Genomic DNA, 16,399 nt, shown 5'->3' on the forward strand with positions numbered 1-16,399 from the left:
GCACCCCGCCGTGTCCTCGCCCACCGCCGCCACCGTGCGAGGTCACGCCCCTGCGCCCCTGGATGAAGGCCCCCTCATCCGACCCTCAGGAGCCCTTCACGTCCGGCTCGCAGGCTCATCAGGTGAACATCGGACGGACACCCGGGGAGCGCGCGGTGAACGGACGGGTGGCGCTCTACGGCCACGACACGATGGGCCTGGGCCACCTGCGTCGCAACCTGGCCCTGTCGGCGGCGCTGCGGGCGGCCGGGGCCCGGGAGGCCCTGGTGCTGACGGGGGCGCGGGAGGTGGGCCGCTTCCCGCTGCCGCCCGGGGTGGACGTGCTGGTCCTGCCGGGGATCGCCAAGCGCGACGACGGCACCTACCGCAGCCGACGCCTCACCGCCCCGGTGGACGACGTGGTGGCACTGCGCCGCGACGTGCTCCGGTCGGCGCTCACGGCGTTCGCGCCCGACCTGATGGTCGTCGACAAGGTGGCGCGCGGGTTCCGTGGCGAACTCGAGCCGGCGCTGCGCGCCCTGCGCGACCGCGGGACCCGGCTGGTCCTGGGCCTGCGTGACGTGCTCGACGCCCCGGCCGCAGCCACCGCGGAGTGGCGCCGGCTGCGGACGACCGAGGCGCTGCGCGAGCACTACGACGAGGTCTGGGTGTACGGCGACCGCCGGGTGAGCGATCTCGCCGCCGACTGCGCCGTCCCCCCGAGCGTGCGCCGCCTCCTCACCTACACCGGGTTCCTCGCCGCGGGCCGCCCCACCGCCGACGTCCCCCCGCCGGAGGGTCCGTTCACGCTGTGCCTGCTCGGCGGCGGCCAGGACGGGGCCGCACTGGCGCAGGCGTTCGCGCGCGCGCCACGGCCGACGGGGACGACGCCCGTGCTGGTCACGGGCCCGCACCTGCCCTCGACGGTCGCGGACACGCTGCGAGCCGCACACCCGGGGCTGTGTGTCGTCGACTTCTGCGAGGACCCGGCCGCGTGGGCACGCCGCGCCGCGGCCGTCGTCTGCATGGGCGGCTACAACACCGTCGCGGAGCTGCTCGCCACGGACGTCCCGGTGCTGGTGGTGCCGCGGGTGGCGCCCCGTGCGGAGCAGCTCGTGCGCGCCCGGCGCCTGTCCGAGCGCGGCGCCGTCGACGACCTGCACCCCGCCGACCTCACGCCCGCCCTGCTCGGGGCGTGGCTGTCCGAGGCCGCTCGTCGGCCCCGCACCCCCCGGACGGGGATCGACCTGGACGGGATGACCCGCGTCGGGCGGCTCGCCCGCGCCCACCTGGAGGAGGCCCGCCGTGCGGGATGACGCCCGCGTCGGGTACGTGCTCAAGCGCTACCCGCGCCTGTCCGAGACCTTCATCGTCTCCGAGCTGCTCGGCCGGGAGGAGGCGGGCGAGGAGCTCGCCGTCGCGAGCCTGCGGGCACCGGGCGACCCGTGGTTCCATCCGGCCGTCGCGAGCGTCCGCGCGCCGGTGACCTGGATCGACGTGCCGCACACCGCCGTGTCCCTGTGGGACGACCTCGCCGTGGCGCACCGGGAGCTGCCCGGCCTCGGGCCCGTGCTTCCCGAGCTGCTCGCCCTCGACCCCGCCGACGCGGCGCAGGTGCTGCGGGTGGCGCGCTGGACCGTGCGCAGCGGGGTGACCCACCTGCACGCCCACTTCGCGACGCTCGCGACGACCGTCGCGCGGCTGGCGTCGCGGATCACCGGCGTGCCGTACTCGTTCACCGCGCACGCGAAGGACATCTTCCACACCTCCGTCGACGAGCAGGACCTGCGCCGCAAGATCGCCGACGCCCACCACGTCGTCACGGTGAGCGCGTTCAACCGCGGCTGGCTGCACGAACGCTTCGGCCCGGGCGCGCGCATCCACCGCGTCCACAACGGGCTGGACGTCGCGGCGCTGCCCTTTTCGAGCCCGGCGGTGCGCAACGGCCGCATCGCCTTCGTGGGGCGGCTGGTGGAGAAGAAGGGCCTGCCCGACCTCATCGACGCCGTCGCGCTGCTCCACGAGCGCCGCCGCGACGGCATCGATCGGGTCGGCCTGGACGTGGTCGGGGAGGGCGTGCTGGCGCGCGAGGCACGGGCGCAGGTCGCGGCGCTCGGGCTGGACGACCTCGTCGACTTCCACGGGCCCCTGCCGGCCCACCGGGTGCAGGAGGTCGTGGCGGCGGCGAGCGTGCTGGTCGCTCCGTGCGTGCACGCCGCCGACGGCGACCGCGACGGCCTGCCGACGGTGCTGCTGGAGGCGATGGCGGTCGGGACACCCTGCGTGTCCACACCGGTCGCCGGCATCCCGGAGGCCGTCCTCGCCGACCGCACCGGCCTGCTCGTCGGGGAACGCGACCCGGGCGCCCTCGCCAGGGCGATCGAGCGGGTGCTGGACGACGCCACGTTGCGCGTCCGGCTGGCGACGGCGGCGCGGGTGCACGTCGAGCGGCACTTCGACCGCAGGCTGCAGGCCCGCGAGCTGGCCCGGCTGCGGGTCGGGGCACCCGAGGCGGTGGTCGCGTGACGAGTGCCGTCCACGTGGTGACCGACCCCGGCGTGCCGGCGTTCGGCAGCAAGGGCTGCTCGGTGCGCGTCCAGGAGGTGCTGCGGGAGCTCGGGCGCCGGTTCGACCGGGTGCATCTGGTCACGACCCGGCCCGGCGGGACGCCGCTGCCCCGGGTGGTGGTCCACGCCCTGGAGCGGCCGTCCGGCCCGGACGTGGCCGCCAGGGAGGCCGCGCAGCGCACCGCCGACGCCGCCGCGGCCCGGGTGCTGGCGTCGATCTGCGGCTCTGAGCCCGTCGCGCTGGTCTACCAGCGCTACTCGCTGTGGAGCGCCGCCGTCGCGGAGACCGCCCGGGCGCTCGGGATCCCGGTCGTCCTGGAGATCAACGCGCCGCTGCCCGTCGAGCAGGCCCGCCACCGCGGCCTGCACGACGCCGAGGCCGCGGTCCGGTACACCCGCCGCGTGCTGCGCGCGGCGTCCGCGCCGTTCGCGGTGGCGCGGCCGGTGGCCCGGTGGGCGGAGGGGCTGGACCCGTTGCGCCGCGCGATCCCCGTGATCGGCAACGGCGTCGACACCACCCGCTTCTCCCCCGCTCGGCGACCGTCCGAGCCGGTGGTGGTGTTCGCCGGCACGTTCAAGGCCTGGCACGGCCTGGACCTGATGGTGGACGCCACCGCGCTCGCCAGGGACCAGGCGCCGCTGCGCCTGCTGCTGGTGGGCGACGGGCCCGAGCGGGCCGGCACCGTCGCCAGGGCGCGGGCCGCCCGGGTGCCGGTCGAGAGCACCGGAGCGCTGATCCCGTCGGACGTGCCGGCCGCGCTGCGGCGGGCCGCGATCGCCGTCGCCGGCTACCCGGCGGGCGAGCACTACTTCTCCCCGCTGAAGGTCGCGGAGTACCTGGCCACGGGGCTGCCGACCGTCGCGAGCGCGATCGCGGACCTCCCCGACCTCGTCGCGGACGGCACCGAGGCCCTCCTCGTCCCGCCCGGCGACGTCGTCGCGACGGCGGACGCGCTCGCGCGGGTCGCCACGGATCCGGCGCTCGCGGACCGCCTCGCCCAGGCCGGGCGGTCGGCCGCCGTCGCGCGCATGTCCTGGTCGGCCGTCGTCGACCGGACGCTCGGCCTCGTCCGCGAACCGGCGGGAGGAGGGCCGCCGTGCGGCTGGACCTGATCGCCGCCACCGGCCTGCGCACCACCCTGCGCCACCTGCTGCCACTGCTGCGCCGCGAACGCGCGCTCGTCGCCCTCGGGCTGCTCGCGGTGTTCGTCGAGGTGCTCGCCACCCTCGCCGAGCCCTGGCCACTCAAGATCGTCATCGACGAGATCGTGCCGGCGGCACTCGCCGGCGAGCCGCTGCCGAACGGGACGGTGCTCGGGCTGCCCGCCCTGGCCGTCCTCGCCGCCGCAGGGCTGCTGCTCGCCGTCGGGCTGCGGGCCGCGGCCGCCTACGCGGCGACGGTCTGCTTCGCCACCGTCGGCTCCCGGGTGACGATCCGGCTGCGCGCCGCCGCCTACCAGAAGCTGCTGCGTCAGTCGCTGCGCTACCACCAGTCGGGTTCCAGCGGCGACCTGCTCTCCCGCCTCACCGCGGACATCACCCGCCTGCAGGAGGTCGCCGTCACGGCGGGGCTCCCGCTGCTCGGCAACGTCGTCACCTTCGCCGGGATGGCCGTCGTCATGGTGGTGCTCGACCCGGTCCTCGCCCTGGTCGTGCTGGTCGCAGTGCCGCTGTTCCTGGCGGCGATGGGACGCGCGGGCGAGCGGGTGACGGCCGCGGCCCGCGAGCAGCGCCGCACCGAGGGGCGCCTCGCCGGGCAGGTCGGCGAGACCCTCGCCGCCGTCCGCGTCGTGCAGGCCTACCGCCTGGAGGACGCCCTGGCCGCCCGCTTCGACACCGACAACGTCGCCGGCCTGCGCAGCGGCGTCCGCAGCCAGCGCCTCGCCGCGGGCCTGGAACGCCGCACGGACCTGCTCGTCGGCGCCGCCACCGCCATCATCCTGCTGATCGGGACGTCGCGCGTCGTCGACGGCGCGCTGACCCTCGGCGAGCTCGTCGTGTTCGTCAGCTACCTCAAGAGCGTCTTCAAGCCGCTGCGCAACCTCGCCAAGTACACCGGCCGCATCGCCCGCGCCACCGCATCCGGCGAGCGGGTGGCGGAGCTGCTCGACGCCGAGCCCGACGTCGCCGACGCGCCGGGCGCACGACCGCTGCGCGAGCCCCGCGGCGACCTGTGCCTGGAGGACGTCACCGTCTCCCACGGGCCGGGCCCGCCGGTGCTGCGCGGCGCATCGCTGCACGTCCGCCCCGGGGAGCGGGTCGGGGTGGTCGGGCCGAGCGGAGCGGGCAAGTCGACGCTGGTCGCGCTGCTGCTGCGGATGCTCGAACCCGACTCCGGACGCGTGCTCCTCGACGGCCACGACGTCCGCGACCTCACCCTGGAGTCGGTGCGGGCCGCCACCGCCGTCATCCTGCAGGACTCGGTGCTCTTCGCCGGCACCGTGCGGGAGAACATCCGGTTGGCCCGCCCGTCCGCCACCGACGCGGAGGTGGAGGCCGCCGCCCGGGCGGCGGACGCCGACGGCTTCGTCCGCCGGCTCCCGCAGGGCTACGACACGGTCCTCGCCGAGCGCGGCGACTCCCTGTCCGGCGGGCAGCGCCAGCGCCTCGCCGTGGCGCGGGCGCTGCTGCGGAACGCGCCGGTGGTGCTGCTCGACGAGCCCACCACCGGCTTGGACGCGGCCAGCCGGGCTGCCGTCCTGCGGGCGCTGGACCGGCTCACCGCGGGCCGGACGGTCCTGGTCGTCGGGCACCACGGGGAGCTGCTCGACACGTGCGACCGGATCGTGCGGATCGACGGGGGCCGCATCGTCGATCCGGGCCGGGTCGCGGGGGGTGCGCGATGACGGCGGCGCGGGTCGGGGGGCGCGGCGTCCCTGGCGCCCAGCCCGGCGTGCCGACCGCGCCCCCCGCGGCGGGGCCCGAGGACCCCGCGCTGCCCGAGCTGGACGTACTCGTCCACCGCCCGTGGCTCGCCGCGCTGCTGGACCGCCTGCCGTGGCTCGACGACCCCGACGGGGCGGCCGCCGCGGTCCGGCTCCGCTGGAAGCCCGGGACGAACGTGCGGCTGGGCGCGGTGGTGCCCACCGCACACGGCCCGGCGGCCGTGCTGGTGGCCTCGTTCGGGCCGGGCCGCAAGGCCGACGCGCTCGCCGCGCACGCCCGCCGGCTCGACCTGCCCGCGTACCGGGCGGGGTCGCTCGTCGCCGTCCCGGCGCGCGCCGACCCGAACCTCGCCCCGCTCGTCCCCGCCGATCCCGCCCTTGCCTACAACCCGGCCCGCCGCTGGGTGGGCAGGGCCGGCGGGTGGGCGCTGAAGGTGCACGCCGTCGCACCGCCCGCGGACGTCACGAACCTCGTGACGAACCCCCCACCGGGCCTCGCCGTCCACCTCCCTGCGGCGCACGCCGACCACGGCGGTCGTGTCCTCCGCTCGGCCTGGGTGCCCGGTGACCTGCGGGGATCCCGCGGCGACCGGGCGGCGGCTCCGGTGCAGCACGCCACCGTCGAGCCGGACGGTGCTCGCGGGGACCCCGCCGACGGCCCCTCCGACCTGCCTGCCGACGACGCCGCCGACCTGCCTGCCGACCACGCCGCCGTTCGGGCCGCGGTCGCCGCCCTGCACGCGACGCCCGTCCCCGCCGGGTTGCCGGTGCTCGACGAGGTCGCCATCCTGCCCGCCGCCCAGGCCGCCGCCCACGCGGTCGCCGCCACCCTGCCCGCGGAGCGGGACCGCCTCGCCGCGCTGGTCCACGCACTGCAGCAGGCCTGCACGGCCGGCCGCTGGCCCCCCGCGGGCACGCTCGTCCACGGCGACCTCAGCCCGGACCAGGTCGTCGTCGCCTGCGGCCGCGCGATCCTGCTCGACCTGGACCGCGCCGCTCGCGGCCCCGCCGGCTGGGACGGCGCGACCTGGGAGGTCGCGCAGCTCGCCGCGGCGCCCCCGACTGCCCCGGCGGCGGCCGCGCCTGGCCCCACCGGGCCGATCCTCGTGCTGGCGGCGGCGCTGCTGCGCGCGCCGGAGCCGTTCCGTCGGCTGCGGCCCGGCTGGCCGCGGCTCACGTCCCAGCTGCTGGACCGCGCGGAGGGGGCGGCGCGCGACCTCGCGCCCGCCCCACCGCATCCCGCGGGGACCGCCTCCCGGCCCGCCGCAACCGGTGCGCCGCCCCCACCGCCCGCCACGCGGACGGCGCCCGCACTGCGCGCGCTGCGCCGGCTTCCGACGTCGCTGCAGGTCCGGCGGGCGTGGCCGCACCGGGACGGCCTCGCCGTCGAGACCCGCACCGCGCACGGCACCGTGCTGGCCGCGCTCGTCACCGACGACCGCACGCGGCTCCTCGCCGGCGCCGACTCCGCGCTGCCCGCGCTCGCGCCGGCGCTGCGCGAGCCGGGTGCGGTGCTGCTCGGCCACCGGCCGGGACGGCGCGCGGTGCTGCGCCGGGCCGACGGCCGCTACGTCAAGGTCGTGCGCCCGGGGCGCACCGGCGCGGTGGTCGACGGGCTGCGCCGCGCGCCGCGGCACCTAGCCGGCCTCCCGGACGCGCCGATCGTCCCGGCGGTGCACGCCCACGACCCCGCCGCCGGACAGGTCGTGCTGGACCCGGTGCCCGGACCGTCCCTGCACGAGCTGCTCCGCGACGACCCCGCTGCCGCCACCGAGCTGACCGCTTGGATCGGGGCGGCGCTCGGCGCGCTCGCCACGATCCCGGTCGCCGGGCTGCCCCGCCACGACGCCGACGCCGAGGCCCGCGTGCTGCGGCGCTGGCTCGACGACGCCGACGGCTGGGCAGGCACGGATCTCGCCGACCACGCCGACGCGGCCCTCCCCCGGCTCGCCGCCCTGCCCGAGCCGGCGTGGACGGCGTGCCACCGGGACCTGCACGACAAGCAGGTCCTCGCCGTCGCCGGCCCGGACCGCGCCGTCGGCCTTCTCGACCTCGACACCCTCTGTGCCGCCGATCCCGCCGTCGACGCCGCCAACCTGCTCGCCCACCTGCACCTGCGCCACCTGCAGGGGCACTGCACCACCGACACCGCGCGCCGGTGCGCGACCGCCCTGCACGCCGCAGCGGGCGTCGCGGCCCTCCCGCCCGCCGCGGTCGCCGCCTACACCGCGGCCACGCTGCTGCGACTGGCCGCGGTCTACACCTTCCGCCCCGCCCGACCGCATCTCGTCCGGCGGCTCGCGATCCTCGCCGCCACGCCCGACCCCTGGCGGATCCCGTGAACCCGCCGCCCGGCGGGCACGGTCGGCACCGGTCGGGCCGTCGAGGCCGGTCAGAACCGCGGCGGGCGCCGCTCCCGGTGCGCCGCGATGCCCTCGGCCACGTCCGGCAGCCCGAAGCCGTAGAACTCCAGCGCGAGCGACGCGTCGAACGCCGGCCCGGCGCTGCGGTACCAGTTGTTGAGCGCGTACTTCGTGAACGTGACGGCGCTGGGCGAGCCCGCCGCGAGCTTCCGGGCGATCTCCAGGGCCCGGTCGTGCACCTGGTCGTCGTCCACGCAGACCGAGACGAGTCCGATCCGCTCGGCCTCCTCCCCGGTGAGGGCCTCGCACGTCAGCAGGTAGTACTTGGCCTTCGCCATCCCGCACAGCAGCGGCCAGCTGATCACCGCGTGGTCGCCCGCCGCGACACCCAGCCGCGTGTGCCCGTCGACGATCTTCGCCGTCCGCCCGGCGACGGAGACGTCCGCGAGCAGCGCCACCGCGAGCCCCGCCCCGACCGCGGGCCCGTGGATGGCCGACACGATCGGTGTCGAGCAGTTGATCACGTTGTAGACGAGGTCGCGCGCCTCCCGCAGCACCCGCGTGCGGACGACCGGGTCATCGGCCATCTCCTGGACGAGGTCGAACGAACCGCCTGCCGAGAACGCCCGCCCGGCTCCCTGCACGACGGCCACGCGGACCGACGGATCCCGGTCGATCACCGGCCACACGTCGGCGAGCTGCTCGTGCTCGGCCGTGCCGACGGCGTTGAGGTTCGGGCCGTCGAGGGTGATCCGCAGGATCGTGTCCTCGGGCCGGTCGAACCGCAGGGCGGGGAAGCGGTCGTACACATCGGTCATGGGGGCGACGATAGGCCCGTGAACGATGACTCCTGGATCGAGACCGACGCCTTCCTCACCGACCTGTTCGTCGGCGAAGACGTGGCGCTGGACGCCGCCCTCGCCACCAACGCCGAGGCCGGCCTGCCCCCGATCGACGTCTCCCCACCCCAGGGCAGGTTGCTGCACCTCCTGGCCCGCGCGGTCGGGGCGCGGCGGATCCTGGAGATCGGGACGCTCGGCGGGTACTCGACGATCTGGCTGGCCCGCGCCCTCCCGGCGGACGGCAGGCTCGTCACGTGCGAGGTCGATCCGCACCATGCCGACGTCGCGCGCGCGAACCTCGAACGGGCAGGGCTCGGCGGGCGGGTCGACGTCGTCGTCGGCCCGGCGCTGGAGACGGTCGCCGCGCTGGACGGACCGTTCGACCTGGTCTTCGCCGACGCCGACAAGCCGTCCAACGCCGAGTACTTCGCCCGCGCGGTGGAGCTCACCCGCCCCGGCGGCCTGATCGTGGTGGACAACGTGGTGCGCCACGGGACCGTCGTCGCGGGCGAGGATCCGAACGCCGTGGGCTCCCGCCGCGCCCTGGCGGCGATGGCCGCCGATCCGCGGGTCGTCGCGACCGCGATCCAGACCGTCGGCAGCAAGGGCCACGACGGGTTCGCGATCGCGCTACGGCTCTGATCGGCGCTGACGGCTCCGCGACGGCTGTGGCCCGCCGCTCGCCTGATCTAGCGTGGGCGGCATGGACGCCGAGGACCTGGCTGCCGTGCTCGCCTCCGTTCGCGACTTCGTCCGCACCCGGGTGGTGCCCCTGGAGGAGCGCATCGACGACGAGAACGCCGTCCCGCCCGAGATCGTCGCCGCGTGCAAGGCGATGGGGCTCTACGGGTTCGCCATCCCCGAGGAGTACGGCGGGCTCGGCATGAACCTCACCGAGGAGGCGCAGCTCGCCTTCGAGCTCGGCTGGACGACCCCGGCGCTGCGGTCGCTGTTCGGCACGAACAACGGCATCGCCGGCCAGGTCTTGCTCCAGGGCGGCACCGATGAGCAGCGCAAGTCCTGGCTGCCGCGGCTCGCCTCCGGTGAGGTCACCGCATCGTTCGGGCTCACCGAGGCGGACGCCGGTTCGGACCCGTCCACGCTCGCCACCCGCGCCCGTCGCGACGGCCCGGACTGGGTGCTCGACGGCTCCAAGCGCTACATCACCAACGCCCCGGTCGCAGACGTGATCATGGTCTTCGCGCGGACGAACCGCGAGGCGCCCGGCAACCGCGGCATCTCGGCGTTCCTCGTCCCCGCCGGCACGCCCGGGCTCTCGATCGGCCCGAAGGACCGCAAGATGGGCCAGGCCGGGGCGTGGACCGCCGACGTGCACCTCGACGGCGTCCGCGTGCCCGCCGACGGGCTCGTCGGCGGCGAGGCGGGCGTGGACCGGGGATTCCGCATCGCCGCCAAGTGCCTCGCCCACGGTCGCGCGCACATCGCGGCACTGTGCGTCGGGATGGCCGGGCGGCTGGTCCACGAGTCCGTCGAGTTCGCCCGCACCCGACGGCAGGGCGGGCAGCCGATCGCGTCGTTCCAGCTCGTCCAGGGCCTGATCGCGGACTCCATGACCGACCACTACGCGGGCCGCGCCCTCGTCCTCGAGGTCGCCCGGGCCTACGACGCCGGGACGGACAGGGTGGCGGGACCCGCGGCGGCGAAGTACTTCGCCAGCGAGATGGTGGGCCGCGTCGCGGACCGCGCGGTGCAGGTCCACGGGGGCGCCGGGTACATGCGCGGGGTCGCGGTGGAGCGCTTCTTCCGCGACGCCCGCCTGTTCCGGATCTACGAGGGGACGAGCCAGATCCAGCAGGTGATCATCGCCCGGCAGGCACTGGGCGACGCGGCCCGTTGACGCCCGCCGAGCCGCCGCCCGTCAGTGGTGCGACGGGCGCACGTGGTACTCGAACACCAGCCCGGCGACCGCCACCAGCACGAACACGAGGCCGAAGCCGATCATCCAGATGTGCCAGAACGCGAGCGACAACCCGAGGAACGCCGCTGCAAGGGCCAGCGTGACCGGCCAGTAGCTGCCGGGCGAGAAGAAGCCGACCTCGCCCGCGCCGTCCGAGACCTCCGCCTCCGGATTGTCCTCCGGCCGCTCCTCGAGCCGTCGCGCGACGAACCGGAAGTACGTGCCGATGATGAGCGACAGCCCGCCCGTGAGCCAGAGGCCGGCGACGCCGACCGACTCCTGGGTGAGCACCGTGTAGACGATCGCCGCGAGGAAGAAGAACGCCGTGCAGACGTCGAAGATACGGGCCTCGACCTTCATGGCTCTCCCTCTCAGCTTCCGGTGACCGGCTGCGGCGCGGACCGCTGCTCACGGTTGGTGGGGAACGGCGTCGTGGTCGTCGCGACCGGCGAGCACAGCTCCCCGCAGCCGAGCGCCTGCAGCGCCTCGCCCGTGGTGTAGGGCGCGTTGGTCGCCGGGTTGATCTGGGTGCGCAGTGCGAGCCACTGGTCGAAGCGCTGGGGGTTCAGGGCGCGGACCTCGAAGTTCATCATCGAGTGGTAGGCACCGCACAGCTCGGCGCAGCGGCCGACGAAGGCACCCTCACGCTCGATGCGGTCGATCTGCCAGGTGAAGTCCTGGTCGTTGACCTCGGGCATCGGGAAGACGTCGCGCTTGAACAGGAACTCCGGCACGAAGAAGGAGTGGATGACGTCCACCGAGCGCTGCTCGAACTCGATGCGCCGGTCCGTGGGCAGCACGAGGATCGGGATGACGTCGCTCGTGCCGATGGTGCTGACCGGGCGGCCGGCCGCGTCCGGCGTGTCCGGGTAGTGGAACTCCCAGTTCCACTGGAACGCCTCGATGCCCACGCGGAGGTCGGGATCCGGCTGGTCGGTCTCGACGTAGTTCTGCACCAGGACGGTGAAGCCGAACAGCACCGCCACGATCACCGTCGGGACGACCGTGAACACGATCTCTACGGGGAGGTTGTACTGCGTCTGGCGCGGGATCTCGTCGGTGTCGCCCTTGCGCTTGCGATGGAAGATCATCGCCCAGAACATCGCGCCCCAGGTGATCGCGCCGACGACGAGCGCGGCGACCGCGGACCACGTCCACAGCTCGCGCATCGCGTGCGCCTGCGGCGTGACCCCGACCGGCCAACCGAAGCGAAGCGCCTCCTCCAGCGAGCAACCGCTGGTCAGAGGCACGACGACCGCGGCGAGCCCGACCAGCTTGGCCGCTCGACCCCACCCTGCGCGCTGCACTCGGCCCACTTCTGGCCGCCTCCCTGGATGCTGCACCGACCGGTCTCCGGACCGATCGCCGACCGCCTGACGACACCGCTCATGACACCCGGGACGCGGGCGGCCCGAAAGCCACCTTCGACCCGTCGTAGAGCCTAACGGAGCTGATCCCCGACACGCGTGTCGGGTGCTCGCGGCGCGGCCGGTTCAGCCGGGCAGCAGCGGGCCGATCTCCGCGGCGGCATCCGGCCCGTAGGCGTCGCGGAGCCGTTCCAGGGCGGTGTCCCGGTCCCACTTCCACTCCTGGGCCCCCTCGGTCTCCAGCACCTGCACGGCGACGAGGCAGCCCAGCTGCGCCGCACGTTCCAGCGGGAGCCCGCCGGTGGTGGCGGCGAGGAACCCGGCCCGGAACGCGTCCCCGACCCCGGTGGGATCGACCCGCCCGGTCTCCGGGACGACGCCGACCTTCAGCTCGACGAGCTCGCCGCCGTCGCGCGCGACGATGTGCACCCCGTGCTCGCCGAGGGTGGTGATGCGGATCTCGACCTGCTCGGCGACCTGCGCCTCCGTCCAGCCGGTCTTCTGCTGGACGAGCTCCCACTCGTAGTCGTTGGTCATGAGGAAGCGCGCGCCGCGGACGAGCGAGCGGATCTCCGGGCCGTGCATGCGCGCGACCTGCTGCGATGCATCGGCGACGAACGGCATGCCTGCCTCGCGGCACTGGCCCGACATGGACACCATCGCGTCCGGGTCCGTGGCCCCGACCAGCACCAGCTCGACGTCGCGTCCGGACAGCGACTCCAGCGTGATCTGCCCCGAGCGCGCCATCGCCCCGCTGTAGAACGAGCCGATCTGGCGCATGTCGTCGTCGGTGGTGCAGACGAAGCGGGCGGTGTGCACGTCCTCGCAGACGAGGACGGCCGAGCAGTCCACGCCGTGCGCCTCCAGCCACTTGCGGTACTCGGCGAAATCCGCCCCCACGGCTCCGACCAGGAGCGGGGAGCGCCCGAGCACGCCGAGCCCGAACGCGATGTTGGCCCCCGACCCACCCTTGTGGACCGTGAGGTCGTCGACGAGGAAACTCAGCGAGATGCGGTCGAGGTGCTCCTCGACGAGCTGCTCTGCGAACCGCCCCGGGAAGTGCATGAGGTGGTCCGTGGCGATGGAACCGAAGACGGCGATGGGCACGACGGATGACGATACCCGGCCGGGCACGCCGAGACCCCGGTCAGCGCGGTGCGCGGTCGACCGGGGTCTCGAAGGTGGCGGTGGCGGTACGCGTCGCCGGTGGCGCGCCCGACCGTGGGTGTCAGTTGAAGGAGTCGCCGCAGGCGCAGGACCCGCCCGCGTTGGGGTTGTCGATCGTGAAGCCCTGCTTCTCGATGGTGTCGACGAAGTCGATGACCGCACCGTCGAGGTACGGCGCGCTCATCCGGTCCACGCCGACCCTCAGGCCGTTGAACTCGCGGAACAGGTCGCCGTCCAGGGTGCGGTCGTCGAAGAAGAGCTGGTAGCGCAGGCCCGCGCAGCCACCGGGCTGCACCGCGATGCGCAGGTGCATGTCGTCGCGACCCTCCTGCTCCAGCAGGGTGCGTGCCTTGACGGCCGCCGCATCGGTGAGCTCGACGCGGTGCGTCTCGGTGCCGGCGTTCACAGTGCCCTCAACGGTCATGACTCTCCCAACTGCGCGGGCGGCGGCGATGTTCCCACCATCTGCACACCACTATAGGCGGCGGCTCGTACGGGGTCGCGCCGCGCGCGTCCGTACCGGGATCAGCGGCTCCAGCGCGCCGCGACCCGCTCGGCCAGCGCGGCCAGGGTCCCCGCCGGATCGGCCATCGACGCCTCGACACCGCCGGCGTCCTCGCTCACCGAGTAGGCCGAGTCCACGCCCGCGGCGGCGGCCTCGCGGCGGCCCACGGTCACCTGCCCCGCGAGCACCACGCACGGCAGCCCGCGCTCGGCCGCGGCCCGCGAGACCGTCGTGACGAGCTTGCCGCGCAGGGACTGCCAGTCGAAGCTGCCCTCGCCGCTGACGACGAGGCCTGCCGCGTCCAGCTCGGTGTCCAGGCCGACGAGCTCGCGCACGAGGCCCGCTCCCGAGACCCGCCGCGCCCCGAGGGCGAGCAGCGCGAGGCCCAGCCCGCCCGCCGCCCCTGCGCCGGCGGCGTCGCGCAGGTCGGTGCCGGTGGCGGCGGCGAGGACGTCGGCGAACCGGGAGAGCGCGGCATCCAGCTCGGCCACCGCTGCGTCGTCCGCACCCTTCTGGGGGCCGAACACGGCGGCCGCCCCGTGCGGGCCGAGCAGCGGGTTGTCGACGTCCGCGGCGGCGACCAGGCGGATCCCGGTGACGTCCGGGCCGCCCTCGAGGCGCGCGCAGCGGGCGAGCACCGCCCCGCCGTCGGGCAGCGGGGCGCCGTCCCCGCCGACCGGCACGGCGCCCAGCGCGGCGAGCATCCCCGCGCCGCCGTCGGTGGTGGCCGAGCCGCCCAGCCCGACGACGACCTCGGTGGCGCCTGCGTCCCGTGCGGCGCGCACCAGCTCGCCGACCCCGCGGGTGGTGACCCGCCGCGCCACGTCCGGCGTCCGCTGCGCGCGCGGCACGTGGTGCAGCCCACACGCGGCGGCCGACTCGACGTAGGCCGACGTGCCCGCGAGCAGCCACGGTGCGTCGACCGGGTCGCCGAACGGGCCGGTCACCCGCGTTACGCGCAGCTCGCCGCCCAGCGCGGTGTGCAGCACCTCGACGAACCCGGTGCCGCCGTCCGCGACCGGGACCAGCCGCAGCTCGTCACCCGGTGCCGCGCGTCGCCAGCCCTCGGCGATCGCCTCGGCCGCGGCCGTGGCCGACAGCGTCCCGCCGAAGGAGTCCGGAGCCACCAGCACGCGCACGGCGCGCACCGTATCGCGTCGTGCGGAGCCGACGGGTTCACTCGGCCGGTCCCCCCGTAGGCTTGGCTCGTGAGGTTCCTGCGCCGCAACCAGCCCAGCACGGTGGCCGCGGACGCGGCCGGCGAAGGAGCCGACGGGGCCGCGGCGGACGGCGACGCCCAGACCGGGCGCACGGGCGGCAAGGGCCGTCCCACCCCGAAGCGCCGCGATGCCGAGAAGCGCCGCCGCGGGCCCGCCCCGCCGCCCCCGCGCACCCAGCGCGAGGCGATGAAGCTCGCCAAGGCCAACCGCCCGTCGAAGGAGGAACGCCGCGTCCAGGCCGCGGAGCGCCGCGCGCGGATGGACGCGGGCGACGACCGCTACCTCCCGCCGCGCGACCGCGGCCCGCTGCGGGCCTACGTTCGCGACATCGTGGACTCCCGCCGCCACCTCATCGGCCTGTTCATGCCGCTCGCGGCGCTGGTGTTCGTCTCGATCCTGGTGCCCTTCCGGGAGCTGCAGACCTTCATCAGCATCCTCGCGTTCGGCTTCATGGTCGCGATGGTGATCGAGGGGGTCCTGCTCGGCCGCCAGATCGTGGCGAAGGCTCGCGCGAAGTTCCCCAAGGAGGAGATCAAGGGGTTCCCCATCGGGTGGTACGCCTTCAGCCGCGCGAGCCAGCCCCGCAAGCTGCGCGTGCCGCGGCCGCGCGTGCAGGTGGGCGACAACCCCTGAACCGCACCCTCGTCCTCGGCGGAGCACGCTCGGGGAAGTCCGCGCACGCCGAGGGCCTGCTCGGGTCCGGCGCCGTGCGCTACGTCGCCACCGCGCGGCGCTGGCCGGGCGACGACGACTGGGACGCCCGGATCGCCGCGCACCGCGCCCGCCGCCCCCCCTCGTGGACCACGATCGAGGACACCGATCCGGTGAACGTGCTGCGCGAGCCGGGCCCCCCGCTGCTCGTCGACGACATGGCCACCTGGCTCACCGGGGTGCTGGACGACGCCACCGCGTGGGAGGCCCCGTCGCCACCCCCGGTCGTCGGCGAGCGGACCGCGGCCCTCGTCGCGGCCGTCGCGGCCTGCCCGTCGCCGCTGGTGCTGGTCTCGGCGGAGGTGGGGCTGGGTGTCGTGCCCGCCACCCGGGCCGGGCGCCTCTTCCGCGACGAGCTGGGCGCGCTCAACGCGGCCCTCGCCGAGGCGTGCGACGAGGTCCTGCTGCTGGTGGCGGGCCTGCCGCTGCGGCTGAAGTGACCTCGCGGCCCGGCGGGTCGCCATGAGGCGATAGGAAGGCACCGTGCACCCCATCACCGGCCCGGACGAGGACGCCCGGCGCGCGGCGCGGGCCCGGCTCGCCCGTCTCGACGTGCCCGCAGGCGGCCTCGGCCGCCTCGGCGAGCTGGCCTCGTGGCTGGCCGCGGCGCAGGGTGGCTGCCCGCCCCGACCGCCCGTCCAGCCCCGCGTGATCGTCGTCGCGGCCGATCACGGCGTCGCGGCGGCGGGGGTGTCGGCGCGGGAGCCGGACGCGACGGCGCGGCTGCTCGCCGCCGCCCGGGAGCGGACGGCGCCGGTGACGGTCGCCGCCGCGGTCGCGGGTGCGTCGGTGCGGCTGGTCGACGTCGGCACGCGCACGGGCGGGGGCGAGCACCACGTCCGCGCGGGCAGCGGGCGGATCGACCGGGAGGACGC

Annotated in this window: 16 protein-coding genes; 10 read left to right on the forward strand and 6 right to left on the reverse strand. The window is 75.8% G+C overall.

Translation table 11 applies throughout. The features are described from left to right. Positions 1 to 122 precede the first annotated feature (122 nt). Genes AB7J25_RS20940 through AB7J25_RS20960 form a run of 5 tightly spaced genes read left to right on the forward strand, consistent with a single transcriptional unit; the run spans position 123 to position 7,773 of the window. Positions 123 to 1,295, forward strand: a complete 1,173-nt coding sequence (locus AB7J25_RS20940; RefSeq protein ID WP_428511288.1) for a glycosyltransferase family protein — start codon at positions 123 to 125, stop codon at positions 1,293 to 1,295. Then, complete coding sequence (locus AB7J25_RS20945; protein ID WP_428511289.1) at positions 1,285 to 2,505, forward strand: glycosyltransferase; 1,221 nt, start codon at positions 1,285 to 1,287, stop codon at positions 2,503 to 2,505. Before AB7J25_RS20940 ends, AB7J25_RS20945 begins: the two co-directional genes overlap by 11 nt. Beyond that, positions 2,502 to 3,659 (forward strand): glycosyltransferase family 4 protein, encoded by a 1,158-nt coding sequence (locus AB7J25_RS20950; RefSeq protein WP_428511290.1) that lies wholly within the window; start codon positions 2,502 to 2,504, stop codon positions 3,657 to 3,659. The genes AB7J25_RS20945 and AB7J25_RS20950 overlap by 4 nt, the downstream gene beginning before the upstream one ends. Beyond that, the gene (locus tag AB7J25_RS20955) at positions 3,644 to 5,392 is read left to right on the forward strand and encodes an ABC transporter ATP-binding protein (protein WP_428511291.1); all 1,749 of its coding nucleotides are present in this window, start codon (positions 3,644 to 3,646) and stop codon (positions 5,390 to 5,392) included. The genes AB7J25_RS20950 and AB7J25_RS20955 overlap by 16 nt, the downstream gene beginning before the upstream one ends. Further along, positions 5,389 to 7,773, forward strand: coding sequence for a hypothetical protein (locus AB7J25_RS20960; protein ID WP_428511292.1), 2,385 nt, complete (start codon positions 5,389 to 5,391; stop codon positions 7,771 to 7,773). The genes AB7J25_RS20955 and AB7J25_RS20960 overlap by 4 nt, the downstream gene beginning before the upstream one ends. A gap of 50 nt (positions 7,774 to 7,823) precedes the next feature. Here AB7J25_RS20960 and AB7J25_RS20965 read toward each other — a convergent pair whose 3' ends face one another. Then, complete coding sequence (locus AB7J25_RS20965; RefSeq protein ID WP_428511293.1) at positions 7,824 to 8,612, reverse strand: enoyl-CoA hydratase/isomerase family protein; 789 nt, start codon at positions 8,610 to 8,612, stop codon at positions 7,824 to 7,826. Positions 8,613 to 8,630: 18 nt separating this feature from the next. Here AB7J25_RS20965 and AB7J25_RS20970 point away from each other — a divergent pair, with 18 nt between their 5' ends. Both AB7J25_RS20970 and AB7J25_RS20975 read left to right on the forward strand, forming a co-directional pair. Next, positions 8,631 to 9,278 (forward strand): O-methyltransferase, encoded by a 648-nt coding sequence (locus AB7J25_RS20970; protein WP_428511294.1) that lies wholly within the window; start codon positions 8,631 to 8,633, stop codon positions 9,276 to 9,278. A 61-nt stretch (positions 9,279 to 9,339) separates the two neighbouring features. Continuing rightward, positions 9,340 to 10,494, forward strand: coding sequence for an acyl-CoA dehydrogenase family protein (locus AB7J25_RS20975; RefSeq protein ID WP_428511295.1), 1,155 nt, complete (start codon positions 9,340 to 9,342; stop codon positions 10,492 to 10,494). 21 nt (positions 10,495 to 10,515) lie between these two features. On the opposite strand, the gene AB7J25_RS20980 is transcribed toward AB7J25_RS20975, so the two are convergent. The 5 genes from AB7J25_RS20980 to AB7J25_RS21000 all read right to left on the reverse strand — a co-directional run bounded on the left by AB7J25_RS20980 (position 10,516) and on the right by AB7J25_RS21000 (position 14,732). Continuing rightward, on the reverse strand, positions 10,516 to 10,914 hold the full coding sequence (locus tag AB7J25_RS20980) for a cytochrome c oxidase subunit 4 (protein ID WP_428511296.1): 399 nt from the start codon (positions 10,912 to 10,914) through the stop codon (positions 10,516 to 10,518). 11 nt (positions 10,915 to 10,925) lie between these two features. After that, positions 10,926 to 11,870 carry an aa3-type cytochrome oxidase subunit II gene (gene ctaC, locus AB7J25_RS20985; RefSeq protein WP_428511297.1) on the reverse strand — a complete coding sequence of 315 codons (945 nt, stop codon included), beginning with the start codon at positions 11,868 to 11,870 and terminating at the stop codon, positions 10,926 to 10,928. A 177-nt stretch (positions 11,871 to 12,047) separates the two neighbouring features. Next, on the reverse strand, positions 12,048 to 12,986 hold the full coding sequence (locus AB7J25_RS20990) for a carbohydrate kinase family protein (protein WP_428511304.1): 939 nt from the start codon (positions 12,984 to 12,986) through the stop codon (positions 12,048 to 12,050). 163 nt (positions 12,987 to 13,149) lie between these two features. Next, positions 13,150 to 13,512, reverse strand: coding sequence for a HesB/IscA family protein (locus tag AB7J25_RS20995; RefSeq protein ID WP_428511298.1), 363 nt, complete (start codon positions 13,510 to 13,512; stop codon positions 13,150 to 13,152). 101 nt (positions 13,513 to 13,613) lie between these two features. Next, a complete protein-coding gene (locus AB7J25_RS21000) occupies positions 13,614 to 14,732 on the reverse strand; it encodes a glycerate kinase family protein (protein WP_428511299.1) in 1,119 nt (372 codons plus the stop codon). A gap of 69 nt (positions 14,733 to 14,801) precedes the next feature. On the opposite strand from AB7J25_RS21000, the gene AB7J25_RS21005 reads away from it, so the two are divergent. From AB7J25_RS21005 to AB7J25_RS21015, 3 genes are all read left to right on the forward strand, one after another. Beyond that, complete coding sequence (locus AB7J25_RS21005) at positions 14,802 to 15,446, forward strand: DUF3043 domain-containing protein (RefSeq protein ID WP_428511300.1); 645 nt, start codon at positions 14,802 to 14,804, stop codon at positions 15,444 to 15,446. Continuing rightward, a complete protein-coding gene (locus AB7J25_RS21010) occupies positions 15,443 to 15,964 on the forward strand; it encodes a bifunctional adenosylcobinamide kinase/adenosylcobinamide-phosphate guanylyltransferase (RefSeq protein ID WP_428511305.1) in 522 nt (173 codons plus the stop codon). The genes AB7J25_RS21005 and AB7J25_RS21010 overlap by 4 nt, the downstream gene beginning before the upstream one ends. Before the next feature lie 43 nt (positions 15,965 to 16,007). Next, a partial coding sequence (locus tag AB7J25_RS21015; protein WP_428511301.1) for a nicotinate-nucleotide--dimethylbenzimidazole phosphoribosyltransferase occupies positions 16,008 to 16,399 on the forward strand: 392 nt, incomplete at its 3' end.

This window comes from Pseudonocardia sp. (assembly GCF_050246655.1).
Lineage (GTDB): Bacteria > Actinomycetota > Actinomycetes > Mycobacteriales > Pseudonocardiaceae > Pseudonocardia.

Bases quoted from the DNA above. Each gene is read 5' to 3' on its own strand.
- AB7J25_RS20965 (WP_428511293.1), bottom strand. From the start codon at position 8,612: ATGACCGATGTGTACGACCGCTTCCCCGCCCTGCGGTTCGACCGGCCC.
- AB7J25_RS20990 (WP_428511304.1), bottom strand. From the start codon at position 12,986: ATGCACTTCCCGGGGCGGTTCGCAGAGCAGCTCGTCGAGGAGCACCTC.
- AB7J25_RS20980 (WP_428511296.1), bottom strand. From the start codon at position 10,914: ATGAAGGTCGAGGCCCGTATCTTCGACGTCTGCACGGCGTTCTTCTTC.
- AB7J25_RS20975 (WP_428511295.1), top strand. From the start codon at position 9,340: ATGGACGCCGAGGACCTGGCTGCCGTGCTCGCCTCCGTTCGCGACTTC.
- AB7J25_RS20995 (WP_428511298.1), bottom strand. From the start codon at position 13,512: ATGACCGTTGAGGGCACTGTGAACGCCGGCACCGAGACGCACCGCGTC.
- AB7J25_RS20960 (WP_428511292.1), top strand. From the start codon at position 5,389: ATGACGGCGGCGCGGGTCGGGGGGCGCGGCGTCCCTGGCGCCCAGCCC.